This is a genomic window from Bradyrhizobium sp. USDA3010 (assembly GCF_056429065.1).
On the sequence record NZ_JBWJZD010000006.1, the window covers coordinates 281360 to 307963 of the forward strand.

22 protein-coding genes are annotated in these 26604 nt (G+C 64.1%); 8 read left to right on the forward strand and 14 right to left on the reverse strand.

The window, feature by feature from the left end; translation table 11 throughout:
- Positions 1 to 178 precede the first annotated feature (178 nt).
- The gene (locus AC066Y_RS12995) at positions 179 to 598 is read left to right on the forward strand and encodes an acyl-CoA thioesterase (RefSeq protein WP_478274203.1); all 420 of its coding nucleotides are present in this window, start codon (positions 179 to 181) and stop codon (positions 596 to 598) included.
- Positions 599 to 701: 103 nt separating this feature from the next.
- A complete protein-coding gene (locus AC066Y_RS13000; protein ID WP_478274204.1) occupies positions 702 to 1853 on the forward strand; it encodes an ABC transporter substrate-binding protein in 1152 nt (383 codons plus the stop codon).
- A 75-nt stretch (positions 1854 to 1928) separates the two neighbouring features.
- Here the strand turns inward: AC066Y_RS13000 and AC066Y_RS13005 are convergent, their stop codons facing one another.
- Genes AC066Y_RS13005 through AC066Y_RS13015 form a run of 3 tightly spaced genes read right to left on the reverse strand, consistent with a single transcriptional unit; the run spans position 1929 to position 5472 of the window.
- A complete protein-coding gene (locus tag AC066Y_RS13005) occupies positions 1929 to 2660 on the reverse strand; it encodes an ABC transporter ATP-binding protein (RefSeq protein WP_478274205.1) in 732 nt (243 codons plus the stop codon).
- Positions 2657 to 4426 (reverse strand): branched-chain amino acid ABC transporter ATP-binding protein/permease, encoded by a 1770-nt coding sequence (locus AC066Y_RS13010; RefSeq protein ID WP_478274206.1) that lies wholly within the window; start codon positions 4424 to 4426, stop codon positions 2657 to 2659. The genes AC066Y_RS13005 and AC066Y_RS13010 overlap by 4 nt, the downstream gene beginning before the upstream one ends.
- 5 nt (positions 4427 to 4431) lie before the next feature.
- The gene (locus AC066Y_RS13015) at positions 4432 to 5472 is read right to left on the reverse strand and encodes a branched-chain amino acid ABC transporter permease (RefSeq protein ID WP_478274207.1); all 1041 of its coding nucleotides are present in this window, start codon (positions 5470 to 5472) and stop codon (positions 4432 to 4434) included.
- A 179-nt stretch (positions 5473 to 5651) separates the two neighbouring features.
- On the opposite strand from AC066Y_RS13015, the gene AC066Y_RS13020 reads away from it, so the two are divergent.
- Positions 5652 to 6170, forward strand: coding sequence for a MarR family winged helix-turn-helix transcriptional regulator (locus tag AC066Y_RS13020; RefSeq protein WP_478274208.1), 519 nt, complete (start codon positions 5652 to 5654; stop codon positions 6168 to 6170).
- 108 nt (positions 6171 to 6278) lie between these two features.
- Here the strand turns inward: AC066Y_RS13020 and AC066Y_RS13025 are convergent, their stop codons facing one another.
- The 11 genes from AC066Y_RS13025 to AC066Y_RS13075 all read right to left on the reverse strand — a co-directional run bounded on the left by AC066Y_RS13025 (position 6279) and on the right by AC066Y_RS13075 (position 18803).
- The gene (locus AC066Y_RS13025) at positions 6279 to 7562 is read right to left on the reverse strand and encodes a glycerate kinase type-2 family protein (protein WP_478274209.1); all 1284 of its coding nucleotides are present in this window, start codon (positions 7560 to 7562) and stop codon (positions 6279 to 6281) included.
- A gap of 21 nt (positions 7563 to 7583) precedes the next feature.
- Positions 7584 to 8816, reverse strand: a complete 1233-nt coding sequence (locus AC066Y_RS13030) for an ABC transporter substrate-binding protein (protein ID WP_478274210.1) — start codon at positions 8814 to 8816, stop codon at positions 7584 to 7586.
- 190 nt (positions 8817 to 9006) lie between these two features.
- On the reverse strand, positions 9007 to 10233 hold the full coding sequence (locus tag AC066Y_RS13035; RefSeq protein WP_478274211.1) for an ABC transporter substrate-binding protein: 1227 nt from the start codon (positions 10231 to 10233) through the stop codon (positions 9007 to 9009).
- A 155-nt stretch (positions 10234 to 10388) separates the two neighbouring features.
- Positions 10389 to 11618 (reverse strand): ABC transporter substrate-binding protein, encoded by a 1230-nt coding sequence (locus tag AC066Y_RS13040; protein WP_478274212.1) that lies wholly within the window; start codon positions 11616 to 11618, stop codon positions 10389 to 10391.
- Between the two features lie 226 nt (positions 11619 to 11844).
- Positions 11845 to 13071 (reverse strand): ABC transporter substrate-binding protein, encoded by a 1227-nt coding sequence (locus tag AC066Y_RS13045; RefSeq protein WP_478274213.1) that lies wholly within the window; start codon positions 13069 to 13071, stop codon positions 11845 to 11847.
- Between the two features lie 119 nt (positions 13072 to 13190).
- Positions 13191 to 14420, reverse strand: coding sequence for an ABC transporter substrate-binding protein (locus tag AC066Y_RS13050; RefSeq protein WP_092119463.1), 1230 nt, complete (start codon positions 14418 to 14420; stop codon positions 13191 to 13193).
- Positions 14421 to 14449: 29 nt separating this feature from the next.
- Entirely contained in the window at positions 14450 to 15466 is a 1017-nt protein-coding gene (locus AC066Y_RS13055; RefSeq protein ID WP_478274214.1) for a branched-chain amino acid ABC transporter permease, read from the reverse strand.
- A 2-nt stretch (positions 15467 to 15468) separates the two neighbouring features.
- Entirely contained in the window at positions 15469 to 16347 is an 879-nt protein-coding gene (locus tag AC066Y_RS13060) for a branched-chain amino acid ABC transporter permease (RefSeq protein ID WP_163160471.1), read from the reverse strand.
- Between the two features lie 12 nt (positions 16348 to 16359).
- Positions 16360 to 17073, reverse strand: coding sequence for an ABC transporter ATP-binding protein (locus AC066Y_RS13065; RefSeq protein WP_092119454.1), 714 nt, complete (start codon positions 17071 to 17073; stop codon positions 16360 to 16362).
- A complete protein-coding gene (locus tag AC066Y_RS13070; RefSeq protein ID WP_050406254.1) occupies positions 17070 to 17867 on the reverse strand; it encodes an ABC transporter ATP-binding protein in 798 nt (265 codons plus the stop codon). The genes AC066Y_RS13065 and AC066Y_RS13070 overlap by 4 nt, the downstream gene beginning before the upstream one ends.
- Before the next feature lie 69 nt (positions 17868 to 17936).
- Positions 17937 to 18803, reverse strand: coding sequence for an IclR family transcriptional regulator (locus AC066Y_RS13075; RefSeq protein WP_478274215.1), 867 nt, complete (start codon positions 18801 to 18803; stop codon positions 17937 to 17939).
- A gap of 170 nt (positions 18804 to 18973) precedes the next feature.
- Between AC066Y_RS13075 and AC066Y_RS13080 the strand changes: the two genes are divergently transcribed.
- The 5 genes from AC066Y_RS13080 (at position 18974) to AC066Y_RS13100 (ending at position 26595) form a co-directional block, all read left to right on the forward strand.
- Positions 18974 to 21070 (forward strand): 3-hydroxyacyl-CoA dehydrogenase NAD-binding domain-containing protein, encoded by a 2097-nt coding sequence (locus tag AC066Y_RS13080; RefSeq protein WP_478274216.1) that lies wholly within the window; start codon positions 18974 to 18976, stop codon positions 21068 to 21070.
- Between the two features lie 176 nt (positions 21071 to 21246).
- Positions 21247 to 22935, forward strand: coding sequence for a dicarboxylate--CoA ligase PimA (pimA, locus tag AC066Y_RS13085; protein ID WP_478274217.1), 1689 nt, complete (start codon positions 21247 to 21249; stop codon positions 22933 to 22935).
- 219 nt (positions 22936 to 23154) lie between these two features.
- Positions 23155 to 24345 (forward strand): pimeloyl-CoA dehydrogenase large subunit, encoded by a 1191-nt coding sequence (gene pimC / locus AC066Y_RS13090; RefSeq protein ID WP_478274218.1) that lies wholly within the window; start codon positions 23155 to 23157, stop codon positions 24343 to 24345.
- A 193-nt stretch (positions 24346 to 24538) separates the two neighbouring features.
- A complete protein-coding gene (gene pimD / locus AC066Y_RS13095) occupies positions 24539 to 25684 on the forward strand; it encodes a pimeloyl-CoA dehydrogenase small subunit (protein ID WP_478274219.1) in 1146 nt (381 codons plus the stop codon).
- Positions 25685 to 25821: 137 nt separating this feature from the next.
- Entirely contained in the window at positions 25822 to 26595 is a 774-nt protein-coding gene (locus tag AC066Y_RS13100) for an SDR family NAD(P)-dependent oxidoreductase (RefSeq protein ID WP_092119436.1), read from the forward strand.
- Positions 26596 to 26604: the final 9 nt, after the last annotated feature.

Here is a 26604-nt window from a genome sequence, read left to right on the forward strand (position 1 = left end):
GAATCAGGAGCATCCGACGAGCTTTCTTCCACCTCTCCCATTGGGAGAGGTCGGATCGCGCAGCGATCCGGGTGAGGGGTTACGATCAACAACGAAGACCGTACCCCCTCACCCCAGCCCTCTCCCCATGGGAGAGGGAGTTCACCGCGGTTGCCGCGCTATCGGGGTTGGATAAACCATGTTCGTCAACCGGCGCGACGTGCAGATCCAGTGGGGCGATTGCGACCCCGCCAACATCGTCTACTACCCGCGATACTTCGCGATGTTCGACGACTCGACCTCGATCATGTTCGAAGCGGCCGGTTGCTCGAAACAGGACCTCGTCCACAAATACGGGCTGATCGGCATTCCCATGGTCGACACGCGGGCGAAATTCCACATCCCGTCGACCCATGGCGACTGGATCACCATCGAGAGCCGGATCGAGAGCATCAAGCGCTCGAGCTTCGAGGTGGTGCACCGCGTGTTCAAGGGCGAGCAGCTTGCTATCGAGGCGTTCGAGACGAGGGTGCTGGTCGGCCGCCACCCGGACGATCCCGCCAGGCTGAAATCTGCGCCATTTCCGCAGGAGATCATCGACCGCTTCCTGAAGGGCTGACTTGTTCAGGGCTGACTTGCGGCCCCTCATGACCTAAAGAAGGGGCTGAATTGGCCCGCAAAACTGGTTTAAACCCAAAAAACATATCCGCAGGGAGGAACGAATGAGGAAGGCCACTCTCGCCGCAGCAGTGCTCACAGCAGTCATCGCGCTGCCGGGCGCGTCCGCACTGGCGCAGACCAATGAAATCACCATCGGCATCTCGATCTCGACCACCGGCCCCGCCGCCGCGCTCGGTATTCCCGAACGCAACGCGCTCGATTTTGTGCCGAAGGAGATCGGCGGCGTGCCGCTGAAGCTGATCGTGCTCGACGACGCCGGCGATCCGACGGCTGCGACCACCAATACGCGGCGCTTCGTCACCGAGTCCAAGGCCGACATCATCATGGGCTCCTGCATCACGCCGACGACGATCGCGGTATCGACGGTCGCCAACGAGGCCGGCATTCCGCATCTCGGTCTCGCGCCGTTCCCGATCAATGACGCCCGCGCAAAATGGTCGGTCGACCTGCCGCAGTCGATTCCGATCATGGGCAAGGTGCTCTACGCGCACATGAAGGCGCACAACATCAAGACCGTCGGCTACATCGGTTATTCGGATTCCTACGGCGATCTCTGGGTCAACGACTTCAAGGCCCAGGCCGTGCCGATGGGCCTGACCATGACCGATGAGGAGCGCTTCGCGCGTCCGGATACGTCGGTCGCGGGCCAGGTGCTGAAGCTCGTCGCCGCCAATCCCGACGCCATCCTGGTCGGCGCCTCCGGCACCGCCGCGGCGCTGCCGCAGACCGCGCTGCGCGAGCGCGGCTACAAGGGCCTGATCTACCAGACCCACGGTGCGGCCACGATGGACTTCATCCGCATCGCGGGCGCGTCCGCGGAAGGCGTCATTATGTCGGCCGGCCCGATCATGTCGCCGGAAACCCAAGCCGACAGCGCGCTGACCAAGAAGCCGGGCCTGACGCTGAACGCGGCCTATGAAGCCAAGTACGGCGCCAACAGCCGCAGCCAGTTCGCCGGCCATTCCTACGACGCCTTCGAGGTGCTGAAGCGCATCATCCCGACGGCGCTGAAGACCGCCAAGCCGGGCACGCCGGAATTCCGCGAGGCGATCCGCCAGGCCTTCATCTCCGAGAAGGAGATCGTCGCGAGCCAGGGCGTCTACAACTGGACCGAAAAGGATCGCTACGGCCTCGACGACCGTTCGCGCATCCTGCTGACCGTCAAGGACGGCAAATACATCCCGGCGATGTGAGCTGGTCGCGATCCGCGGAAACGAAGCAGCCGGCCCGGATAAAGGGCCGGCTTTTTCATGAGCGGGGCGGTGGCGTTAGATCGCGGTCTCGCCTTCGTGCTGGAAGCCGAGATAGCTCGCGGCGACGCCCTTGTTGGCGGCGATCTCCTTCGCGGAGCCGCTAAGCACGAACTCGCCGAGCTCCATCACATAGGCGCGGTCGGCGATCCGCAGCGCGGCCTGGGCGTTCTGCTCGACCAGCAGCACCGAGACGCCGGCTGCGCGGAGCTCGCCGACGATGCGGAAGATGTCGGCGACGATGATCGGGGCGAGGCCGAGGCTCGGCTCGTCCAGCATCAGCAATTTCGGCGCGCCCATCAGCGCGCGGCCCATCGCCAGCATCTGCTGCTCGCCGCCGGACAGCGTGCCGGCGAGCTGCTTGCGGCGCTCCTTGAGCCGTGGAAACAACGTGTAGACCCGCTCCAGCGAGCGGGCCGCGGTTGCCTTCGCGATCCGGAAGGCGCCGAGCTCGAGATTGTCCTCGACATTCATGGTGCCGAACAATTCGCGATGCTCGGGCACCAGGCTCAGGCCCGTTGCGACGCGGTCCTCGATATCGAGCGGCGCCATGTCGACGCCGGCGAAGGTGGTGCGGCCGCGCAGCGGCAGCACGCCCATGATGGCGTTGAGCAGTGTGGTCTTGCCGGCGCCGTTGGCGCCGATGATGGTGACGATCTCGTTGTCGGCGACGTCGAGCGAGACGCCGCGCACGGCCTCGACCTTGCCGTAGGCGATGTGGACGTCGGCAACCGTCAGCAGCGCACTCATGCGGCGGCTCCGAGATAGGCCTTGATCACGTCGGGGTTGCGCTTGATCGCGGCCGGCGTGCCCTCGGCGATCTTGGTTCCGAAATCCAGCACCACGATGCGGTCGGCGAGATCCATCACGAACCCCATGTCGTGCTCGACCAGCAGCACCGACATGCCGCCGTCGCGCAATTGCCGGAGCAGCGCGGCCAGCCGCCGCTTCTCCATGTGGCGCAGCCCGGCGGCCGGTTCATCGAGCAGCAACAACATCGGATCGACGCACAGCGCGCGCGCAATCTCGACGATGCGTTGCTGGCCGAGCGACAGCGAGCCCGCGAGCTGGTCGATCTGGTCGGACAGGCCGACGCGTTCGATCTGACGCGCGGCTTCCGCCAGCAGTTTCGCCTCATCAGTGCGGTCGAGCCGCAGCATGCTGGAGATCGCGCCGGAATTGCCGCGCAGATGCGCGCCGATCGCGACGTTCTCCAGCACCGTCATGTCGGGCACCAGCTTGACGTGCTGGAAGGTGCGGGCGACGCCGAGCTTGACCACCTCCTGCGGCGGGGCGTTCGCGACCTCGTTGCCGAGCACGGCGATCTTGCCGCTGGTCGCGGCCAGGACGCCGGTGATCAGGTTGAAGGTCGTGCTCTTGCCGGCGCCGTTCGGGCCGATCAGCGCGACGATCTCGCGGGCGTTGACGTCGAACGAGACGTCGTTCACCGCGAGCACGCCGCCGAACTGCTTGCGCGCCTTGTCGATGTGCAGCAGGACCGGAGACGTTCCCGCCGCCCGCTCACGGTGTTCCAGCTTCACGGATGTGTCCGGCGTCTTGCGGGTCGGCTTGAACGGCAGGTGCGACATCAGCCAGGGCCAGACGCCCTGCGGTGCAAGCTGCAACAGCAGCACCAGCATGATGCCGAACACGATGGTCTCGAGCTGGCTCTGGCCGCCGAAGATGTAGGGCAGGTAGCTCTGCAGCACCTCTTTCAGGATCACGACGATGCCGGCGCCGAGCACGCCGCCCCAGACGTAACCGGCGCCGCCGACGACGGCGATGAACAGATACTCGATGCCGGCCTGCGCGCCGAACGGCGTCGGGTTGGCCGCGCGCTGGAAATGCGCATAGAGCCAGCCGGACAGGCCGGCCAGCACCGCCGCATAGATGAACACCAGCAGCTTGGCGCGCGGTGTCTGCACGCCGAACGCCTCGGCCGCGATATGGCCGCGCCGCAACGCGCGGATGGCGCGCCCGGTGCGGGAATCCAGCAGGTTCATGGTCAGGAGCGCGGAGAGCAGCACCGCGACCCAGATCGCGTAATAGATCGTATCCGGGCTCAGCATCTTGAACGCGCCGATCGAGAGCGGCGGAATGCCCGAGATGCCGTCGTTGCGGCCGAGGAACTCGAGCTTGCTGAACAGGTAGAACAGGCCGATGCCCCAGGCGATGGTGCCGAGCGGCAGATAGTGGCCTGACAGCCGCACCGTGACGATGCCGAGCAGCACCGCGGCAATGCCGCTGACCACGAGCGAAGCCGGCAGCGTCAGCCACGGCGAGACGCCGTAGGCGGTGGTCAACACCGCCGTGGTGTAGGCGCCGAAGCCGCAGAACGCGGCCTGTCCGAACGAGGTGAGGCCGCCGACGCCGGTGAGCAGCACCAGCCCCATCGCGACCAGCGCGGCGAGGCCGATATTGTCGAGCAGCACGATCCAGAACGGCGGGATGCCCGGGAGAAGCGGGATCACCGCCATCACGAGCGCGAAGATGATGAGAGGGAGCCGCTGTGTCATCGCGCTCAGTCCTTCTCTTCCTCGACCTGGGGCGCTGCGAGCGAGCGCAGCACCAGGACGGGAAGGATCAGCGTGAACACGATGACTTCCTTGAAATTACTCGCGTAGAACGACGAGAAGGCCTCGACGATGCCGACCACGATGGCCGCGACCGCGGTCAGGGGATAGCTGACCAGGCCGCCGATGATGGCGGCGATAAAACCCTTCAGGCCGATCAGGAAGCCGGTGTCGTAATAGAGCGTCGTGATAGGCACGATCAGGATGCCGGAAATCGCGCCGATCACGGAGGCGAGCAGGAATGCGATCTGGCCCGACAGCGTGGTGCGGATGCCGACCAGGCGGGCGCCGAGGCGATTGACCGCGGTGGCGCGCAGCGCCTTGCCGGTCTTGGTGTAGCCGAAGAACAGCCATAGCCCCACGATGAAGCCGACCGTCAGGCCGTAGACGGCGAGGCTCTGGCCGGTGAAGCGCAACGGACCCGCGGTCACTGCGGCATTCGACAGCGCCGGGGCGCGCAGGCCTTCGGCGCCGAAGAACACCAGGCCGAGCCCTTGCAGCGCCAGATGACAGCCGACCGAGGCGATCAGGAGCACCAGCACGGAGGTATGCGCGATCGGCTGGAAGGCGATGCGATAGAGAAACAGCCCGATCGCCGCCACGATCAAGAGGGCCAGCGCAATGTTGACGGCGATCGGCGTGTGGGGACCAACCAGCGCATAGACGAGGCCGAGCAGCGCGACGGGGAAGGCAATGTTGAGCGCGACCGAGCGCATCACCAGCCGGGCATGCAGCGCCTTGCGGGCGAAGAACAGATCGAGCGCGAACGCGACAAGGCCCATCGCGACCGCAAGGCGCACGGTGCCGGGCACCTGGCCAGTCGCCAGCATGGCGTAGCTCAGCGCGCCGTAGGTGACGAATTCGCCCTGCGGGATCAGGATCACCCGCGTCACTGCGAACACCAGCACCAGGGCCAACCCGAGCAGTGCGTAGATCGCGCCATTGGTGATGCCGTCCTGCAGCAGGAACAGCATGATCGTTGTGTTCAAGGCCGAGCGCTCCCCCTCAAGCGTCGGACCGCCGCGGCCGGCTGTGCCGGTCGGGTCGGCCGATATCGGCTGTTGATAGCCATCGATATTTGATATGGTGTATAACGATTATTAGATATAACCTCAAGGTCCCCGAGCGTCCCGCGGGGGTTTTGTACCGGGATTGCGAGCCTGGAGCGATGACTGTTTCCAAAACCGCCTCCGATGCCGTCCGTTCGTCGCGTGCCCTGCGCAGGGAACCGGTCGATCCTGCCGGGGACGACAGCGTGCTGCAACTGGGCGAACTGTCCGGACTGCTCGGCTATTCGCTGAAGCGTGCGCAGCTCAAGGTGTTCGAGGACTTCCTGCGCTGCGTCGCGCCGCTGCAACTGACGCCGGCGCAGTTCTCGGTGCTGCTGCTGCTCGACAAGAATCCGGGCCGCAACCAGACCGAGATCGCCAACACGCTCGGCATCCTCAGGCCGAATTTCGTCGCCATGCTCGACGCGCTGGAGAGCCGCGACCTTTGCGCGCGGATGCGCTCGACCAACGACCGCCGCTCCCACATCCTGGTCCTGACCGACAAGGGCCGCGCCGTGCTGGCGCGCGCCAAGAAGCTGGTCGCCAACAAGCACGAAGCGCGGCTGATCGAGGTGCTCGGCCCGGCCAACCACGCCGCGCTGCTGGAGATGCTGGCCAAGCTCGCGCAGGAGTTTTGAGGCCGACGGCAGCGGCACCGTCATTGCTAGCGAAGCGAAGCAATCCATTCCTCTGCTCGGGGAAGAATGGATTGCTTCGTCGCTACGCTCCTCGCAATGACGCGTGGATCAATCCACCAAAATCACGCGCACGTCGTTGACATTGGTCAGCGTCGGCCCGGTCAGCAACAAATCGCCGGTCTGTGCGAAGAAGCCCGTGGCGTCGTTGTTCTCGAGATAGGCCCTCGGATCGAGGCCGATCGTCTTCATCTTCGCGAATGTCGCCTGGTCGATCACGGCACCCGCAGGGTCGCTCGCGCTGCCGGCGCCGCCATCGGCACCGTCGGTGTCGGCGGCGAGTGCCGAGATGTCGGGCGTGTCCTTGAGCAGGTTCGCCAGCGCCAGTGCGTATTCCTGGTTGGGGCCGCCGCGGCCGTTGCCGCGCACCGTCACGGTAAGCTCGCCGCCGGAGATGATCGCGACGCGCTTGCGCTCGCCGCGGGCCTTCAGTGCGAGCCTGGCGTGTCCGGCCGCGACGTCGCGGGCTTCGCCTTCGAGATCGGCGCCGAGCGCGATGGTCTCGTAGCCGGCGTCCTGCGCGACCTTCACCGCGGCGTCAATCGAAGCCTTGGGCTTTGCCAGCAGCTCGAACGTCGCACGCGCAAAGGCCGGATCGCCCGGCTTGCAGCTCTCGTTCCGGGGATCGTCGAGCGCGCGGCGGACCGCGTCGTCGACCGAGAGATTGTATTTGGCGACCAGCGCGCGGGCATCCGCGAGCGTAGTCGGGTCCGGCACCGTCGGCCCCGAGGCGATCGCGGAGGGATCGTCATGCGGCACGTCGGAAATCGCCAGCGTGACGATCTCGGCGGCGTGCTGGCCGGCGCGTGCCAGCCGCCCCCCTTTGATGCGCGACAGATGCTTGCGGACGATGTTCATCTCGCCGATCGGCGCGCCGGAGCGCAGCAGCGCGCGGTTGACCTGCTGCTTCTGGGCGAAGCTCACGCCTTCGACGGGCGCGATCCAGTTCGCCGAGCCGCCGCCGGTCAGCAGCACCAGCAGGAGATCGTCGGGCGTGGCTTCCGCCGCCAGCTGCAGCGTATCGTCGGCCGCGCGCAGGCCGGCCTCATCGGGAACCGGGTGGCCGGCCTCGACCACCTTGATGCGACGGGTCGGCACGCCATGGCCGTGCCGGGTGGTGGCGATGCCGACCAGTCGCGATGGTTCGAGGCCGAGCGTGTCGAGATAGTGCCGTTCCGCCGCCGCGGCCATGGCGCCGGCGCCCTTGCCGGCGGCGAGGCAGATCACGCGTCCCTTCGGCGCCGGCCGCAGCCGCGATGCCAGCACGACATCGGGATGCGCAGCCGCCACCGCGGCATCGAAGATCGAACGCAGGAAGGGACGACGGTCGGTCATGGCTGTGCTTTCGTTACGCGGTCAGTTTCCGGCGACTTCGCCGCTGATGACGTCGCCGAACAATTGCCAGCGCTCGCCCTTGAACTGCATCAGCTGCAATTGCTCGATCGGCTGGAAGTCGGATGGCCCTGTCGACAGCGTCACGCCGGGCAGCAGGCCGCCCTGCGCAAACTGCTTCAGGCTCGCCGCCTGTTTCATCACGTTGGCGCGGGTGAGATCGTCGCCGCAGCGGCGCAGCACCTCGACCATGGTGGTCGCCATGTTGTAGCCGGTCATGGCTGAGGCATCGACGCGGTTGGTGTCGGGCATGTATTTGGCGAGCAGTTCGTCGAACGCCTTCATGCCGGCGTCGTCCTTCCACTGCGGATCGCTGGCGTCCTTGGCGTAGGCCGCCGAGATCACGCCCTGCGCATTGTCGAGCCCGGCGGGACGCATCACCGTCGCGGTGGAGGCCGAGACGTTGGAGACGATGGTCACCGGCTTCCAGTTCATCTCGCCGAGCTTCTTGATCGCCTGGGCGCCGAATTTCGGTGTGGTGAAGAAGATGATGACGTCGGGATTGGCGGATTTCAGCCGCACCACATGGGAATCGATGGTGGGTTCGGCGACTTCGTAGCTCTCCTTGGCGGCAATCCGCGCGGGATCGCTGGCGAAGCCGTCTTCCAGGCCCTTCAGGTAGTCCTTGCCCATGTCGTCGTTCTGGTAGAGCACCGCGACCTTGGCGGCAGGCTTCTCCTTCAGCAGATATTTCGCGTAGATCCGCGACTCGCTCTGGTAGCTGGGCAGCCAGCCCATGGTCCACGGGAACGCCTTCGGGTCGTTCCACTTGGTCGCGCCGGTGGCGACGAACAGCTGCGGCACCTTCTTGGCGTTCAGATATTTCTGGATCGCGGTGTTGGAGGCGGTGCCGAGCGTGCCGAACAAGAACAGCACCTCGTCGCTCTCGACCAGCTTGCGCGCCTGCTCGACCGCCTTCGGCGGCGAATAGGCGTCGTCATAGGAGATGAAATTGATCTTGCGGCCGTTGATGCCGCCATCGTCGTTGACCTTCTTGAACACCGCGGCCATCGCCTTGCCGACCACGCCATAGGCCGACGCCGGGCCGCTATAGGGCACGATGTTGCCGATCTTGATCTCGGTATCGCTCGCACCGGTGTCGTATTTCTTCTGCGCCCACGCGGCATTGCCGGTCATGGCGGCGACGGCGAGGCCGAGCAGGGCGGTTGCGACACGGTGACGGATCGGCTTCGGCATTTCCCGAAAACTCCTTGTTGTTGCCGGCGCGCAAGGGCGACGGGTTCGCTGCGGTTATTGCCGGTTTTCCTAGCGCATTGCCGGGCAAAGTGTAAGCAGGCATCGCCCGGGCCGGTCGGCCCATGGTGAATGAAAAGCCCCCTGCGACGGTATCGCAGGGGGCCATTGTCGGTCGATTGTCGGCAGGGAATCAGCCGCCGACGTCGGCGCTGATGACGTCGCCGAACAGTTCCCATTTCTCGCCCTTGAACTTCATCAGCTGCAACTGGCTGATCGGGGCGAAATCGTTCGCGGCGGTATTGATCTTGATGCCGGGCAGCAGCACTTCGGTGCGGAAGTCCTTCAGGTTCGCCGCCTGCTTCATGATGTTCTCGCGCGTGAGGTTGTCGCCGCACTGCTTGAGCACCTGAACCAGGGTCTGGGCCACGCCGAAGCCGACCACGGTGCCGCCGTCGAGCTTGTCGCCCTCGGGGAAGTCCTTGGCCATGAAAGCGTAGAATTCCTTCATGCCGGGATCATTGTCCCATTGCTTGTCGGAAGCGTCCTTCAGGTAGGCGGCCGAGATGATGTCCTGCGCATTCTCGAAGCCGGCCGGTTTGATCACGCTGCCGACCGAGGCCGACACGTTGTTGAGGAAGTGGGTCGGCTTCCAGCCGATCTCGGCGACCTTCTTGATCGCCTGCGCCGCGAATTTCGGCGTCGCGATGTCGATGAAGACGTCGGCGTTGCTGGCTTTCAGCTTGACGATGTTGCTATCGATGGTCGGCTGGGAAGTCTCGAAGCTCTCTTCGGCGACGATCATGCTGGCGGCCTTCTGGCCGAGACCGTCCTTCAGGCCCTTCAGATAGTCCTTGCCGTAATCGTCGTTCTGGTAGAGCACCGCGATCTTGGCGTTCGGCATGTTCTTCAGGATGTACTTTGCGTAGATCTGGGTCTCGCTCTGGTAGTTGGGCTGCCAGCCCATGGTCCAGGGGAAGTCCTTCGGATCGTTCCACTTGGTGGCGCCCGTGGCGACGAACAGCTGCGGCACCTTCTTGGAGTTCATGTATTTCTGGATCGCCGAGTTCGACGGCGTGCCGAGCGAGTTGAAGATCAGCAACACCTCGTCGCTCTCGACCAGCTTGCGGGCCTGCTCCACGGCTTTCGGCGGCGAGTAGGCGTCATCATAGGAGATGAAGTTGATCTTGCGGCCGTTGATGCCGCCGGCGTCGTTGATCTTCTTGAAATAGGCGGCCTCGGTGCGGCCGATGATGCCATAGGCCGATGCGGGGCCGCTGTAGGGCATGATGTTGCCGATCTTGATCTCGGTGTCGCTGGCGCCGGTGTCGTATTTCTTCTGGGCAAGCGCAGCGCTGCTGGATGCGGCGATCAGCGTCAGCGCAGCGGCAAATGCCGCCAGTCGTCGTGTTGCAGACATTCCGTCTCTCTCCCTGATTTCAGCCGATGTGTCGTGGCTCCCTGTTGCGAGAGCTCTTTGTTGGTCGGAAAACTATCATCTTACCCAGGGCGCCTCAACGAAAAGCCCCTGCGGCATTGCCGCAGGGGCTGCATCTTTAGTCGACAATTTCGTGGTTAACCGCCGACGTCGCCACTCAAGATGTCGCCGAACCGCTCCCAGGTCTGGCCCTTGAACCGCATCAGTTGCAGTTGCGAAATGGGCGCGAAGTCGGTGGGCGAGGTGTTGACCTTGATTCCCGGCAATAGTCCGTCGAGTTCGAGGTCGCGCAGGTTCGCGGCCTGCTTCATGACGTTCTCACGGGTCAGGTTGTCGCCGCAGGCCTTCAGCACGTGCGCCAGGCCCTGCGAGACGATATAGGCGTACATCACGGAGGCATCGGCGCGGTTCGCTTCCGGGTAGTACTTGTCCAGGAATTCGTTCCAAGCGATCATCGCCGGATCTTTTTTCCATTGCGGATCAGTCGGGTCCTTCAGGTACTGCGACGAAATGATGTCCTGTGCGTTCTCGAAGCCCGCCGGCTTGATCACGCTGCCGATCGAGGACGAGACGTTGTTGAGGAAGTGCAGCGGATGCCAGCCGAGCTCGTTGTTCTTCTTGATCGCCTGCGCCGCGAATTTCGGAGTCGTGATGTTGAAGAAGACGTCGGCGCCGGAGGCCTTGAGTCTGACGATGTGGGAGTCGATGGTCGGCTCCGTCACCTCGTAGCTGTCCTCGGCGACGATCATCGATGCGGCCTTGGCGCCGAGCCCGTCCTTGAAGCCCTTCAGATAGTCCTTGCCGTAATCGTCGTTCTGGTACAGCACCGCGATCTTGGCGTCCGGCTTGTTCTTCAGGATGTACTTTGCGTAGATGATGGACTCGCTCTGGTAGTTGGGCTGCCAGCCCATCGTCCAGGGAAACTCCCTCGGGTCGTTCCACTTGGTGGCGCCGGTGGCGACGAACAGCTGCGGCACCTTCTTCTGGTTCATGTATTTCTGGATCGCCGAGTTCGGCGGCGTGCCGAGCGAATTGAAGATCAGCAGCACCTCGTCGCTCTCGACGAGCTTGCGCGCCTGCTCGACGGTCTTCGGCGGCGTGTAGGCGTCGTCATAGCTGATGAAGGTGACCTTGCGGCCGTTGATGCCGCCCTCGGCATTGATCCTGCGGAAATAGGCCTCCTCGGTCTTGCCGATCACGCCATAGGCGGACGCCGCTCCGCTGTAGGGCATGATGTTGCCGATCTTGATTTCGCTGTCGGAGGCACCGATGTCGTATTTCTTCTGCGCGGCGGAGGGACTCGCGGTCGCTGCGAGCAATGCGAGGGCGGCCGAAAAGGCCACCAATCGCAAATGGATAGCAGGCATTTTGATCTCCCTTGGATCACGGTGAATGTGTCACGATTTTTGGAGTGGGAGCACTTTGCGGCTCCTTGCGGCATTGAATACCTTTCGCCTGGTGCCAGCAACAGAAAGCCCCCCGCGGCGCTGCTGCGGAGGGCGTCATTTAGTCGAACGCATTGCGAGGAAAGCCGGCGCCGCACAAGCGCCTCGCGACACACGCGAAGCGTTTGCGTGGAGATCGTGCGTCGTCCTAGTTGCTGAGCCCGCTCGAGATGATGTCGCCGAACAGCTCCCACTTCTCGCCCTTGAAGCGCATCAGCTGCAACTGCTTGATCGGCGCGAAGTCGGTGGCCGAGGTGTTGACGCTGATGCCCGGCAACAGCGTGCCGGGGACATAATCCTTCAGGCTCGCGGCCTGCTTCATGATGTTGGCGCGGGTGAGATCGTCACCGCACATCTCCAGCACCTGCGCCATGGTCTGCGCGGCGGCGTAACCGTAGGAGGTGGCGCCGTCGAGCTTGTTGGCGTCGGGATAATACTTCTTGAGGAAGGCAAGGAATTTCTCCATGCCGGGATCCCTGTCCCATTGCGGATCGGCGCCGTCCTTGAGATAGGACGCCGACAGGATGCCCTGCGAATTCTCGAAGCCGGCCGGCTGCATGACGCCGCCGACCGAGGCTGAGACATTGGCGACGAACTGCAAGGGCGTCCAAGCGATTTCGGCGGCCTTCTTGATCGCCTGCGCCGCGAATTTCGGTGACGTGACGCTGATGAAGGTGTCGGCGCCGGCGGCCTTCAGCTTGACGATGTGATTGTCGATCGCAGGCTCCGACGTCTCGTAAGCTTCTTCAGCGACGATCATCGAGGCCTTGTCGCCGAAGGCGTCCTTCAGGCCCTTGAGGTAGTCCTTGCCGAAATCGTCGTTCTGGTAAAGCAGCGCAACCTTGGCGTCGGGCTTGTGCTTCATGATGTATTTTGCGTAGACGCGCGCCTCGTCCTGGTAGGACGGCTGCCAGCCCATGGTCCAGGGATAGTTCTTGGGGTCGTTCCACTTGGAGCCGCCGGAACCGACGAACAGTTGCGGCACCTGCTTCTCGTTCATGTACTTTCGGATCGAAGCGTTGGTTGCTGTGCCGACCGAGCCGAACACCAGCAGGACCTCATCGTCCTCGACCAGCTTGCGCGCCTGCTCCACCGTCTTGGCCGGCGAGTAGCTGTCGTCATAGGAGATGAACGTGATCTTGCGGCCGTGGATGCCGCCGGACTCGTTGATCATCTTGAAGTAGGCCGCCTCGGTCCTGCCGATCACGCCATAGGCCGAGGCGGGACCGCTGTAGGGCGCGGTGTTGCCGATCTTGATCTCGGTGTCGCTGGCCCCGGTGTCGTATTTCTTCTGCGCCAGCGCGACATTACAGCTCGTCAGGAGCAGAGCCAATGCGGACAAGAGCGCCGTCAGGGACGGACGTGCGGCAGTCATGGTTTCCCCACCTCGGGTTCTTTAGTTTCGAGTATTCAATACGATCGGCGCGGGGCGTCAACAAAAAGCCCCCGCGACTGCTATCGCGGAGGCTGTTGTGTTATTCCCGCAGTGCAACGTCACTCAGAGGGGACGTCGCCGGAAATGATGTCACCAAACAGTTCCCACTTCTGACCCTTGAAGCGCTGCATCTGCAGCTGGGCGATCGGGGCGAAGTCGGTGGCCGAGGTGTTGATCTTGACGCCGGGCAGCAGGGTGTCCGGCGTGAAGTCCTTCAGGCTCGCCGCCTGCTTCATGACGTTGGCGCGGGTGAGGTCGTCGCCGCACATTTCCAGCACCTTGGCGAGCGTCTGCGCGGCGCCATAGCCGTAGACATAGCCGCCGTCGGTCTTGTCGGCGCCCGGCATGTACTTGTCGAGAAACTCGGACCACTTCTTCATGCCGGGGTCGTTGTTCCACTGCGAGTCGGCGCCGTCCTTGGCGTAGGCTGCCGACAGCACGCCCTGGGCGTTGTCGAAGCCGGCCGGCTGCATCACGCTGCCGACCGAGGCCGACACGTTGGTGATGATCTGCAGCGGCTTCCAGCCGAGCTCGGCGGTCTTCTTGATGGTCTGCGCGCCGAACTTCGGCGTGGTGTAGATCAGCAGCACGTCCGGATTGGCGGCCTTGATCTTGACGATGTGGCCGTCGATCGACGGCTCGGACACCTCATAGCTCTCCTCCATGATGATGCTGGAGGCCGCCTTGGCGCCAAAACCGTCCTTGGTGCCCTTGAGGTAGTCTTTGCCGAAATCGTCGTTCTGATAGAGGATCGCGACCTTGGCGTCGGGCTTCTCCTTCATCAGCCACTTGGCATAGATCTGCGCTTCGCTCTGGTAGCTCGGCTGCCAGCCCATGGTCCACGGGAAGTTCTTCGGATCGTTCCACTTGGTGGCGCCCGTGGCGACGAACAGCTGCGGGATCTTCTTGGAATTCAGGTATTTCTGGATCGCGGTGTTGGACGGCGTGCCGAGCGGGTTGAAGACCAGCAGCACTTCGTCGCTCTCGACCAGCTTGCGCACCTGCTCGACCGCTTTCGGCGGCGAATAGGCGTCGTCATAGCTGACGAAATTGACCTTGCGGCCGTTGATGCCGCCGCGGTCGTTGATCATCTTGAAGTAGGCTTCTTCGGTCTTGCCGATCACGCCGTAGGCGGAGGCCGGTCCCGAATAGGGGATGATGTTGCCGACCTTGATCTCGGTATCGCTTGCGCCGGTGTCGTATTTCTTTTGGGCGAATGCGGCAGTGGACGTCGCGGCAACAGCGACGATCGCCGCGGAAATCGCGGCGATCCGAACGGTAGAAAGCATAATGTCTCCTGGTTTGGTTCTAAAGATTCTTAGTTTTTCTTGAGCTTTGCGGCCAGTTGCTGGGCAACGATCGCAACCTGCCTGGCGCCGTGCGGCACGAGGAAGATGACGAGGAACAGCAGCACGCCGAACACCGCGCCGGATAGGCCCTTGGAAATACCTTCGGCGATGTTCGGCACGAAGATGATGAAGGCGGATCCGACGATCGAGCCGGGCAGCCAACCGACGCCGCCGACCACCATGCCGAGGAACAGCGAGATCGCGAGCTGGATGGTGTAGCCGTCGGGCGCCACGAACTGCACCGCGATCGCGCCGAGACCGCCGGCAACGCCGGTGATGCCGGCCGAGACGCCGAATGCCAGCGTCTTGTACAGCGCGACGTCGACGCCCATCGCGGAAGCCGCGATCTCGTTGTCGCGGATCGCCATGAAGGCGCGGCCGGAGCGCGAGCGCAGCAGGTTCACGGAGGCGACGTAGATCGCGATCGAGACCGCCAGGGTGAAGTAGTAGAGCCACATGTCCTGCCCCATCGGCAGCCCGAACGGGGCATCCGGCTTGGTGACGACGAGGCCCTGCACGCCGCCGGTCCAGTGCTCGAAATAGCCAAGCTTGAGGAGCTGCGGCATTGCGGTGGCGAGCGCAAAGGTCGCGAGCGCCAGATAGACGCCGGATAGCCGCAGCGCCGGCTGGCCGAACAGGAAGCCGAAGCCGAAGCAGACGATGCCGGCGACCGGCAGCGTCAGGGCATAGTTCATGCCCGCATGCTCCATCAGGATCGCCGACGTATAGGCGCCGACGGCATAGAACGCGCTCTGGCCGAGCGAGAACTGGCCGCTTCCGCCGGTCAGGATGTTGAGCGCCATCACTGCGAGGGCGTAGATCAGAAGCATCGTCATCTGGAAGATGATGAAGTTCTTCACGAACAGCGGGATCAGGATCAGCGCGGCGAGCACGACGAGCGAGGTGCCGTAGCCCAGCGTCATGGCACGCTTGGGCACAGCCTCGACGGCGGGGGCTTCTGTGACGATGTCTTCAGCGGCGCTCATGATCAAACTCGCTTGACGATGGCGCGGCCGAACAGGCCTGCCGGTTTAACGACCAGGACGACGATGATCAGCGCAAGCGCGATCGGAAGTTTCAGCTCATTGCCGACGCCGGGGATGTAGGTGCCGACGAGGTTCTCGAAGATGCCGACCAGGAAGCCGCCCATCACGGCGCCGAACGGCGAGGTCAGGCCGCCGAGCACGGCTGCGGCGAATCCGTAGATCAGCACGCCGAGCATCATGTTCGGCTCGAGGAACACCACAGGAGCGATCATCATGCCGGCGATCGAGCCGATCGCGGACGCCATGCCCCAGCCCAGCGCGATCATCCAGGAGGTATTGATGCCGACCAGCCGGGCCGATTCAGGCAGCGAGGCGGCCGCCCGCATCGCAAGGCCGACCCGGGTGAAGCGGAAGAAGAAGAACAGCAGCGCCAGCATCAGCAGCGTGATGCCGATCATGCCGGCCTGGTGGGTCGAGATCAGCTGGCTGCCGAGGAACGGCGAGGAGCCGAACGGCGTCGGATACTGCTTGATGGTGAAGTCCCAGATCAGGCCGGCGACGCTGTTGATGATCGCATACAGCGCGATGAAGCCGGCGACATTGGTCAGGATCGGGGCCTTGGCCAGCGGCTTGAACAGCAACCGCTCGATGACGATGCCGGCGGCAAACGAAAACGCGACGGTGAGCACGAAGGCGCCCCAATATGGCACACCCCACTGCATCAGCTGCCAGGACACGAAGGTCGAGAACATCGCCATTTCGCCCTGGGCGAAATTCAGATGGTCGATGGCCTGGTAGATCATCACGACCGCGAGCGCCATGCAGGCATAGATCGCGCCCGTGGCGATGCCGGCCAGGACCTGGTTGGCAAAAAGCTCCATTGTGCCAGCTCCTCAGTAGCCGAGATAGGATTTGCGGACGTCTTCGTTGTTCGCGATGTCCTTGGCATTGCCCGACATCACGATCCGTCCGGTTTCGATCACATAGGCCTGGTCGGCGAGCTCGAGCGCGAGCTGCGCGTTCTGCTCGACCACCAGGATGGTCACCTTTTCCTCGCGATTGATCTTGCCGAGGATGCGGAACAGGTCGCGCACGATCAGCGGCGCGAGGCCGAATGACGGCTCGTCGAGCAGCATCAGGCGCGGCCGCAGCATCAGCGCGCGTGCCACCGCGAGCATCTGCTGCTCGCCGCCCGACAGCGTGCCGGCCTGCTGGGTGTAGCGCTGCTTCAGTACCGGGAAATGCTCGTACATCCGCTCGATGTCGGCGCCGATGGCGTTCTTGTCGGAACGGCTGATGGCCCCTAACTGCAGATTCTCCTCCACCGTCATGTTGGTGAAGGTGCCGCGGCCCTGCGGCACATGGGCGATGCCGAGGCGGACCACATTCTCGGTGGACCGGGTGCCGATCGGCTTGCCCTCGAACTCGATCGCGCCGGTCGAACGCACCATGTTGCAGATTGCCCGCAGCGTGGTGGTCTTGCCGGCGCCGTTGGCGCCGAGCAGGGTGGTCAACGAACCCTCGTTGAGCGAAAAACTGAGGCCGTGCAGGGCCTGGACCTGACCGTAATAGGCGCGCAGGTCCTTGACGTTGAGCATCGCGGTCATTGGTCCTTGCTCCCCAGATAGGCCTTGATGACGTCGGGGTCGGCCTGGACCTGGGCCGGCGTGCCTTCGGCCAGCTTGCGGCCGAAATTGAGCGCGACGACGTGGTCGGCGATCGACATCACGAGACCCATGTGATGTTCGACCAGCAACACCGTAATTTTACGGTCATCGCGGATTTTGCGGATCAGATCGCCGAGCACATAGACTTCCTCGTGATTGAGGCCGCCGGCCGGCTCGTCGAGCAGCAGGATCTTCGGATCCGCCGCCAGGGCGCGCGCCAGTTCGACGCGCTTCTGGGTGCCGAACGGAAGTCCCGAGACCACGGTGTGGGCGACGTCCTCGAGATCGAGATAGCCGAGGATGTCGTGCACCTTCTTGTTCATGTCGCTCTCGCCGCGGCGAACCCAGGCAAGACGGAGCGAGTCGCTGACGATGTCGCTCGAGGTGCGGGCATGCGCGCCGACGCGGACATTGTCGATCACCGACAGATTGGGGAACAGCGCGACGTTCTGGAAGGTGCGGCCGATGCCGATCTCGGCAATCCGGTGCGGCGGCCGCGACAGGATGCTCTTGCCTTCCATCAGGATGTCGCCGGACGACGGCTGGTAGAGCCGCGACAGGCAATTGAACAGCGTCGTCTTGCCGGCGCCGTTCGGTCCGATCAGGCCGAGGATCTGCCCATGGCGCATGTCGAACGACACGCCATTCAGTGCGATGATGCCGCCGAACACGACGCTGACGTCGCGAACCGCGAGCAGAGGATCATTCCCCTGCGCGAGCTGTGCCTGCGTCATCTCGTCTCGCCCACCATCTCTGAGCGGTGCGAGCGGCCCTGCGATGGATTTCGCCGGACGCGATGGAGGCTATCTGATCCCCTCGGCCAAACGTGCAACTTTCCCTCCTAGTCTAGACTTTTTGCTTTGTTCTTTTTTGGATTGCGGCGCTATTCCACCGAGCGCCTGCTCGATGTTCCTTACCATCGCGACAAGGCGAGGTCCAATGTCGTTGAGTAATCTATCTTCCGTGAAGCGGAATGCCGGCGCGCCGCAATTGAAGGCGTAAGGACCGGTTCCGTCGTTCAATTTCAATGCAACGCCGGCTGCGGCGACGTCGTTCTGCCAGTCGCCGGTGGACAGGGTGAAACCGTGCTTCGCCACCGTCTCGCCGGAGCGCTCGATGCCGTCGCGGATCTTGGCCCAGCGGCTGCCATAGTGATCCCGCAGCTCGCGCAGTAGAGCCGCACGTTCTTCGGGAGGCAATGCCCAAATATAGGCACGGCCCATCGCGGTGGTTGCGATCGGAATGCGCGAACCGACGTCGAGTTGCACGCCGAGCGTCAGGCCGTTCCGGCTCTGGCCGAAGTAGATCATGCTGTGACGGTCGCGGCCGCCGACCGCGACTGCGCCGCCGGTCGCGCGCATCACTTCTTCTCGATACGGCTCGGACAAATGCCGAACGCCGAGATTGGCGAGCGCGGCGTAGCCGAGCGCCATCGCCGACGGTGCGAGCTGATACTTTTCGAATTTCGGTACAGGTGTAAGGTATCCCAGCTTGGTCAGCGTGTAGGTCAGCCGGGAAATGGTTGGCTTCGGTAACTTGGTGCGGGCTGCAATCTCCTGATTGCCGAGCAGCCCGTCATTGGGTTGAAATGCACGCAGGACGTCCAGTCCGCGGGAAAGCGCGACGACGAAATTGCGATCGGTCGCTGCTTTCTTGCTGGCGCGCTTCATTCCCTGCCCTTGTCATGCTCGTTGACAAGGCTCGTGCTTCAAAATAACCCTCCGTGTCAAGATGTGGAATTAAATTTCGCAGTGCGAAATTGGTCTAATCCTAGCCGCTCGACGCAAGTCGTGCAGCTACTCAACACAAGTTCAAGAACAAGCATCCAGGGAGAGTCCCGGTGAGTGAAGTCGTCAAGCTCGAACGTCATGACAATATTGCCGTCGTCACGGTTAACAGTCCGCCTGTGAACGCGCTGAGCGCTGCCGTGCGCGGCGGCATCTTCGATTGCGTCAAGAGCGCGATCGATGACGCGCAGGTCCAGGGCATCGTGCTGACCTGCGCCGGCCGCACCTTCATCGCCGGCGCCGACATCACCGAATTCGGCAAGCCGCCGAAGCCGCCCGGTCTCGCCGAGGTGCTGAGCCTGATGGAGAGCTCGCCGAAGCCGATCATTGCCGCGATCCACGGCACCGCGCTCGGCGGCGGCCTCGAGGTCGCGCTGGCCTGCCACTATCGCGTCGCCACCAAGGACGCCAAGCTCGGTCTGCCCGAGGTGAAGCTCGGCCTGCTGCCGGGCGCCGGCGGCACCCAGCGTCTGCCGCGCGCGGTCGGTCCCGAGCTCGCGGTCAAGATGATCGTCGGCGGCGATCCGATCGGTGCGGATGCCGCGCTGAAGGCCGGCCTGATCGATGAGATCGTCGAGGGTCCGGCGTCGGGCGGTGAGGCATTTGCGCGCAAGGTGGTCGCCGAGAAGCGTCCGCTGCGCAAGCTGCGCGATGACGACAGCAAGCTCGCCGCGGCCAAGGCCGACCGTTCGATCTTCACCAATGCGGTCGCTGCGCTGACCAAGAAGTCGCGCGGCCTCGAGGCGCCGTTCGCCGCCGCCGACGCCGTCGGCGCCGCGATCGACCTGCCGTTCGACGAAGGCCTGAAGAAGGAGCGCGAGGGCTTCCTCAAGCTGATGAACGGCGAACAGTCGAAGGCGCAGCGCTACGCGTTCTTCGCCGAGCGCGAGGCCGCCAAGATCTCCGGCGTTCCCGAGGGCACCAAGGGTCGCAACGTGGCGCGCGTCGCCATCCTCGGCGCCGGCACCATGGGCGGCGGCATCGCGATGTCGTTCGCCAATGCCGGCATTCCGGTCACCCTGATCGAGACCGGCGAGGAGCAGCTCAAGCGCGGCATGGGCATCATGCAGAAGAACTACGAGGCAACCGCCGCGCGCGGTGGCATCCCGGCGGACGCGCCCGCCAAGCGCATGGCGCTGATCAACGGCGTCGTCGGCATCGAGAACGTCGGCGACGCCGATCTGGTGATCGAGGCGGTGTTCGAGACCATGGCGGTCAAGAAGGAAGTGTTCGGCAAGCTCGATCAGTACGCCAAGCCGGGCGCGGTGCTGGCCTCCAACACCTCCTATCTCAACATCGACGAGATCGCGAAGGCGACCAAGCGTCCGCAGGACGTGCTCGGCATGCACTTCTTCTCGCCGGCCAACGTCATGAAGCTGTGCGAGATCGTGCGCGCCGACAAGACCGCGCCGGATGCGCTGGTCACCGCCGTCTCGATCGCGCGCAAGATCGCCAAGGTGCCGGCCGTGGTCGGCGTCTGCGACGGCTTCGTCGGTAACCGCATGCTGGCGCAGCGCGGCAAGCAGGCCGAAAAGCTGCTGTTCGAAGGCGCGCTGCCGCAGCAGGTCGACGCTGTCGTCACCAAGTTCGGCATGCCGATGGGCCCGTTTGCGATGGGCGATCTCGCCGGTCTCGATATCGGCTGGCGCTCGCGCAAGGACCGCGGCATCAAGTCGGAGATCGCGGACGCGTTGTGCGAAGCCGGCCGCTTCGGCCAGAAGACCGGCAAGGGCTACTACAAGTACGAGCAGGGCTCGCGCGCGGCGCTGCCCGATCCGGAGGTCGAGAAGCTGATCGACGAGACGCTGGCGCGCCTCGGCCGCAAGAAGCGCGTCGTCAGCGACGACGAGATCCTCGAGCGGATGATGTACCCGATGATCAACGAGGGCGCGAAGATCCTCGCCGAGGGTATCGCGGCGCGGCCGTCTGATATCGACGTGGTCTGGCTCTATGGCTATGGCTGGCCGATCTATCGCGGCGGCCCGATGTTCTGGGCCGACACCGTGGGCCTCAAGCACATCGCCGATCGCCTGGCCTTCTACGCCAAGGAGACCAGCGATCCTTCGCTCGAGCCCGCGCCGCTGCTGAAGAAGCTCGCGGACGAAGGCAAGACCTTCGCCTCGCTCGCCGCCGCGTCGAAGGCGGCGTGATCTTTCTTGGCGCCACTGGCTCGGTGTTCGGGTTCCCTCTCCCCTTGTGGGAGAGGGTTAGGGAGAGGGGTGGCCACATCGGCACTGCCCACGTGAACCCCCTTCCCCAACCTCTCCCCACAAGGGGGAGGGGAGCCCACACGCCGATGCTCACCTAACAGGTGTTGAACGTTTCCATGACCTATCCCGGCGAACAATATTATCCCAAGGGCGTGCAGTGGAGCGACGAGATCACGCGCGGCACGCTGCCGGACCTGCTCTCGACCGCGGCTGCCGAATACGGCGCGCGCCCGGTGCTCGAATTCCGCGACCGGCAGATCAGCTACAGCGAGCTTGAGGCGCTGGTCGAGACCGCGGCTGCCGCCTTCATGCGCGCCGGTTACGGCAAGGGCACCTCGGTCGCGCTGTTTCTCGGCAACTCGCCGGACCATCCGATCAACTTCTTCGGCGCGCTGAAGGCCGGAGCCCGCGTCGTGCATCTGTCGCCGCTCGATGGCGAGATCGCGCTGTCGCACAAGCTGTCCGATTCAGGCGCACGGGTGCTGGTCACCAGCAATCTGTCGGCGCTGTTGCCGACCGCGTTGAAATTCCTCGCCAAGGGGCTGCTCGACCGCCTGATCGTTTGCGAGGATGATCATTGGGGCAAGGTCGGCACACCGCAAGCCGCGCTGCCCGACAATCCCGCAATCATCACGCACCGCCAGTTCATCGACGGTGCAGTCAAGCCGCCGCAATGGCCCGCGGTCGACGTCGAGGACGTCGCGCTGCTGCAATATACCGGCGGCACCACCGGCCTGCCCAAGGGTGCGATGCTCAGCCACGGCAATCTCACCGCGGCGGTGTCGATCTACGACGTCTGGGGCAAGCCGGGGCGGCTCGAACGCAACGCGATCGAGCGCGTGATCTGCGTGCTGCCGCTGTTTCATATCTATGCGTTGACCGTCGTGCTGCTGTCGGCGATCCGGCGCGGCCATCTGATCTCGCTGCATCAGCGCTTCGACGTCGAGGCCGTGATGCGCGACATCGAGGTCAAGCGCGCGACGGTGTTTCCCGGCGTGCCGACGATGTGGATCGCGATCGCCTCGCTGCCGGATCTCGACAAGCGCGATCTCTCCTCGCTGGTGGTCGCCGGCTCCGGCGGCGCGCCGCTGCCGGTCGAAGTCGCCAAGATCTTCGAGCGCCGCGTCGGCATGAAGCTGAAGAGCGGCTGGGGCATGACCGAGACCTGCTCGCCCGGCACCGGCCACCCCAAGGAAGGGCCGGAGAAGCCGGGCTCGATCGGGCTGATGCTGCCCGGCATCGAGATGGACGTGGTGTCGCTGGAGGATCCCACCAGGGTGATGCCGGTCGGCGAGGTCGGCGAGATCCGCATCCGCGGCCCGAACGTCACCAAGGGCTACTGGAACAGGCCGGCAGAGACCGCGGAGGCCTTTGTCGGCGACCGCTTCCTGACCGGCGACATCGGCTACATGGACGCCGACGGCTATTTCTATCTGGTCGACCGCAAGAAGGACATGATCATCTCCGGCGGCTTCAACGTCTATCCGCAGATGATCGAGCAGGCGATCTATACCCATCCCGCCGTGCAGGAGGTGATCGTGATCGGCATCCCCGACGATTACCGCGGCGAGGCGGCAAAGGCGTTCATCAAGCTGCGCGACGGCGAGAAGGAATTCCCGATCGACGAGCTGCGCGCATTCCTCACCGGCAAGGTCGGCAAGCATGAATTGCCGGCGGCGGTCGAGTTCGTCGACGAGCTGCCGCGCACCCCGGTCGGCAAGCTGTCACGTCATGAATTGCGGCAGCAGCAGCCCAAGACTCCTCCATCCAAACCGCAACAAACCGCATCAGGATCGCGCTCATGATGGACGCCGTCATCGGGTCTGTTCGAGGTGTTGTAGTTATTTCGTCGTCCCGGCCAAGCGAAGCGCGAGCCGGGACCCATACGCCGCGGCCCTCGGAAGAGGCACAAGCGGCAGCCGGCTTTGCCAGTTGCGGTGGCCGGTGGTTATGGGTCCCTGCTTTCGCAGGGACGACAGCGAGAGAGTTAGAAGGGTAGTTTAGCTTTCAAAAAGGAGGATCCGATGGATCTCGCTTTCACCAAGGAAGAGATAGCGTTTCGCGAGGAGGTACGGGAGTTCTTCAAGAACAACGTGCCGCCGGAGACCCGGCGCAAGCTGCAGGAAGGCCGCCATCTGTCGAAGGACGAGATGGTCACCTGGTGGCGCATCCTCAACAAGAAGGGTTGGGGCGTCACCCACTGGCCGAAGGAATATGGCGGCACCGGCTGGACCACCGTGCAGCACTACATCTTCAACGAAGAGCTGCAGTCCTATCCTGCGCCGCAGCCGCTCGCCTTCGGCGTCAGCATGGTCGGCCCTGTCATCTACACCTTCGGCAATGAGAAGCAGAAGAAGGAATATCTGCCGCGCATCGCCAATGTCGACGACTGGTGGTGCCAGGGCTTCTCGGAGCCGGGCTCGGGTTCGGACCTTGCGTCGCTGAAGACCAAGGCCGAGCGCCGTGGCGACAAGTGGATCATCAACGGCCAGAAGACCTGGACCACGCTCGCCCAGCACGCCGACATGATCTTCTGCCTCTGCCGCACCGATCCGGCCGCGAAGAAGCAGATGGGCATCTCCTTCATCGTGTTCAGCATGAAGTCGAAGGGCGTCACCGTGCGCCCGATCCAGACCATCGACGGCGGCCACGAGGTCAACGAGGTGTTCTTCGACGACGTCGAGGTTCCCTACGAGAACCTGATCGGCGAGGAGAACAAGGGCTGGGATTACGCCAAATTCCTGCTCGGCAATGAGCGCACCGGCATCGCTCGGGTCGGCGTCTCGAAGGAGCGGCTGCGCCGCATCCGCGCGCTGGCCTCCAAGGTCGAGTCCGGCGGCCGTCCGGTCATCGAGGATCCGGCGTTCCGGGAAAAGCTCACGGCCTGCGAGATCGAGCTGAAGGCGCTCGAGCTCACCCAGCTCCGCGTCGTCGCCGACGAAGGCAAGCACGGCAAGGGCAAGCCCAACCCGGCTTCCTCGGTGCTCAAGATCAAGGGCTCGGAGATCCAGCAGACCACCACCGAGCTTCTGATGGAGATCATCGGTCCGTTCGCCGCGCCCTACGACGAGCATGGCGATGCCGGCTCGAACGAGAGCATGGATTGGACCGCGCAGATCGCGCCGAGCTACTTCAACAACCGCAAGGTTTCGATCTACGGCGGCTCCAACGAGATCCAGCGCAACATCATCAGCAAGGCGGTGCTGGGGCTTTGATGCTCTTCTCCCTCGCCCCGTTCTTGCGGGGAGAGGGTTGGGGTGAGGGGCCTCTCTCCGTGCAGGGAATGCCGAGAGACCTGTACCCCCTACCCGGAATGCATCTCGCGATGCGTTCCGACCTCTCCCCGCAAGCGGGGCGAGGTGAAGAGGTCCCGGTTTGAACAACGATCAGTTAGTTAAGGGAACGAACATGGATTTTGATCTGTCCGAGGAGCAGCGGCTTCTCAAGGAAAGCGTCGACGGGTTGCTGGCGGATGCCTACGACTTCGATGCGCGCAAGAAGTACATGAAGGAGAAGGGCGGCTGGAGCAAAGCGCTCTGGGGCAAGCTCGCCGAGCAGGGCCTGCTTGGTCTGCCCTTCGCGGAGACCGACGGCGGCTTCGGCGCCGGCGCGGTCGAGACCATGATCGTGATGGAAGCGCTCGGCAAGGCGCTGGTGGTCGAGCCCTATCTTGCCACCGTCGTGGTCGCCGGCGGCTTCCTGCGCCATGGCGGCTCGGCCGAGCAGAAGGCCAAGTACATCCCCGGCATCATCGACGGCAGCAAGACCTTCGGCTTCGCGCAGCTCGAGAAGAACTCGCGCTACGACCTCTTTGACGTCGTGACCACGGCCAAGAAGAAGGGCGACGGCTGGGTGATCGACGGCGAGAAGTTCGTCGTGCTGAACGGCGAGAACGCCGACACGCTGATCGTGACCGCGCGCACCAAGGGCGGCCAGCGCGACAAGACCGGCATCGGCGTGTTCCTGGTTCCGGCGGACGCCAAGGGCGTCACCAAGAAGGGCTATCCCACGCAGGACGGTCTGCACGCGGCGGACGTCACCTTCACCAATGTCGAGGTCGGTGCGGATGCCGCGATCGGCGATCCCGAGAACGGCCTGCCCCTGATCGAGCGCGTCGCGGACGAAGCCCGCATTGCGCTGTGCGCGGAAGCCGTCGGCGCGATGGACGAGTCGCTCAAGGAGACCGTCGAGTACATCAAGACCCGCAAGCAGTTCGGTGTTGCGATCGGCTCGTTCCAGAGCCTGCAGCACCGCGCCGCCGACATGTTCGTGGCGCTGGAGCAGGCCCGCAGCATGTCGATGTTCGCGACCATGGCGTCGGACTTCAGCGATGCCAAGGAACGTTCGTCCGCGGTCGCGGCCGCCAAGGTGCAGGTCGGCAAGTCCTTGAAGTTCGTCGGCCAACAGTCGATCCAGCTTCATGGCGGCATCGGCATGACCATGGAAGCCAAGATCGGCCACTACTTCAAGCGGCTCACCATGATCGAGAACACGCTCGGCGATACCGACTACCACCTCCGTCGCGTCAGCGAGGGCGGCGGGCTGTTGGCGTAAGCACACTGATGTCATTCCGGGCGCCGCAGCGCGGCGAACCCGGAATCCATTTCACAACCAATGATGCGGCCTAATGGATTCCGGGTTCGCGGCTGCGTCGCGCCCCGGAATGACGGCGCATCCGGGAGGCAACAACAATGAAGAACACCCCGTTCGATCTCACCGGCCAGGTCGCGGTCGTCACCGGCTCGAGCCGCGGCATCGGCCGCTCCTCGGCCGAACTGCTGGCCAAGCTCGGCGCCAAGGTCGTGATCTCCTCGCGCAAGGCGGATGCCTGCCAGGAGGTCGCCGACGGCATCAAGAAGGCGGGCGGTGATGCGCTCGTCATCCCATGCAATATCGCGCGCCGGGCGGAAGTCGAGGGACTGATCTCCGGCACGATCAAGCACTACGGCAAGATCGACATCCTGGTCTGCAACGCCGCGGTCAATCCCTATTACGGGCCGCTGCTCGACATCACGGACGAGGCCTTCGACAAGATCATGGGCTCCAACGTCAAGAGCAACATCTGGCTTTCCGCGCTGGCGATCCCGCAGATGGCCGAACGTGGCAAGGGCTCGGTCGTGATCATCTCCTCGATCGGCGGCCTGCGCGGCTCGACCGTGATCGGCGCCTACGGCATCTCCAAGGCGGCGGACTTTGCGCTGTGCCGCAGCCTCGCCGGCGAATGGGGACCGAAGGGCGTGCGGGTCAATTGCGTGGCGCCGGGCCTCGTGAAGACCGACTTCGCTCGCGCGCTGTGGGAGGATCCGGACAATCTGAAGCGCCGCACCGCGTCGACGCCGCTCCGCCGCATCGGCGAGCCCGACGAGATCGCGGGCGCGGTGGCCTATCTCGCCTCCGATGCCTCGACCTTCATGACCGGCCAGACCATCGTGGTCGACGGCGGCGTGACGACGGCTGCGACGTAAGGGCGGTTC

Bases quoted from the DNA above. Each gene is read 5' to 3' on its own strand.
- AC066Y_RS13045 (WP_478274213.1), bottom strand. From the start codon at position 13,071: ATGACTGCCGCACGTCCGTCCCTGACGGCGCTCTTGTCCGCATTGGCT.
- pimD (WP_478274219.1), top strand. From the start codon at position 24,539: ATGGATTTTGATCTGTCCGAGGAGCAGCGGCTTCTCAAGGAAAGCGTC.
- AC066Y_RS13075 (WP_478274215.1), bottom strand. From the start codon at position 18,803: ATGAAGCGCGCCAGCAAGAAAGCAGCGACCGATCGCAATTTCGTCGTC.
- AC066Y_RS13055 (WP_478274214.1), bottom strand. From the start codon at position 15,466: ATGAGCGCCGCTGAAGACATCGTCACAGAAGCCCCCGCCGTCGAGGCT.
- AC066Y_RS12995 (WP_478274203.1), top strand. From the start codon at position 179: ATGTTCGTCAACCGGCGCGACGTGCAGATCCAGTGGGGCGATTGCGAC.
- pimC (WP_478274218.1), top strand. From the start codon at position 23,155: ATGGATCTCGCTTTCACCAAGGAAGAGATAGCGTTTCGCGAGGAGGTA.
- AC066Y_RS13035 (WP_478274211.1), bottom strand. From the start codon at position 10,233: ATGTCTGCAACACGACGACTGGCGGCATTTGCCGCTGCGCTGACGCTG.
- AC066Y_RS13100 (WP_092119436.1), top strand. From the start codon at position 25,822: ATGAAGAACACCCCGTTCGATCTCACCGGCCAGGTCGCGGTCGTCACC.
- AC066Y_RS13070 (WP_050406254.1), bottom strand. From the start codon at position 17,867: ATGACGCAGGCACAGCTCGCGCAGGGGAATGATCCTCTGCTCGCGGTT.
- pimA (WP_478274217.1), top strand. From the start codon at position 21,247: ATGACCTATCCCGGCGAACAATATTATCCCAAGGGCGTGCAGTGGAGC.
- AC066Y_RS13050 (WP_092119463.1), bottom strand. From the start codon at position 14,420: ATGCTTTCTACCGTTCGGATCGCCGCGATTTCCGCGGCGATCGTCGCT.
- AC066Y_RS13025 (WP_478274209.1), bottom strand. From the start codon at position 7,562: ATGACCGACCGTCGTCCCTTCCTGCGTTCGATCTTCGATGCCGCGGTG.
- AC066Y_RS13030 (WP_478274210.1), bottom strand. From the start codon at position 8,816: ATGCCGAAGCCGATCCGTCACCGTGTCGCAACCGCCCTGCTCGGCCTC.
- AC066Y_RS13010 (WP_478274206.1), bottom strand. From the start codon at position 4,426: ATGACACAGCGGCTCCCTCTCATCATCTTCGCGCTCGTGATGGCGGTG.
- AC066Y_RS13020 (WP_478274208.1), top strand. From the start codon at position 5,652: ATGACTGTTTCCAAAACCGCCTCCGATGCCGTCCGTTCGTCGCGTGCC.
- AC066Y_RS13065 (WP_092119454.1), bottom strand. From the start codon at position 17,073: ATGACCGCGATGCTCAACGTCAAGGACCTGCGCGCCTATTACGGTCAG.
- AC066Y_RS13040 (WP_478274212.1), bottom strand. From the start codon at position 11,618: ATGCCTGCTATCCATTTGCGATTGGTGGCCTTTTCGGCCGCCCTCGCA.
- AC066Y_RS13000 (WP_478274204.1), top strand. From the start codon at position 702: ATGAGGAAGGCCACTCTCGCCGCAGCAGTGCTCACAGCAGTCATCGCG.
- AC066Y_RS13005 (WP_478274205.1), bottom strand. From the start codon at position 2,660: ATGAGTGCGCTGCTGACGGTTGCCGACGTCCACATCGCCTACGGCAAG.
- AC066Y_RS13060 (WP_163160471.1), bottom strand. From the start codon at position 16,347: ATGGAGCTTTTTGCCAACCAGGTCCTGGCCGGCATCGCCACGGGCGCG.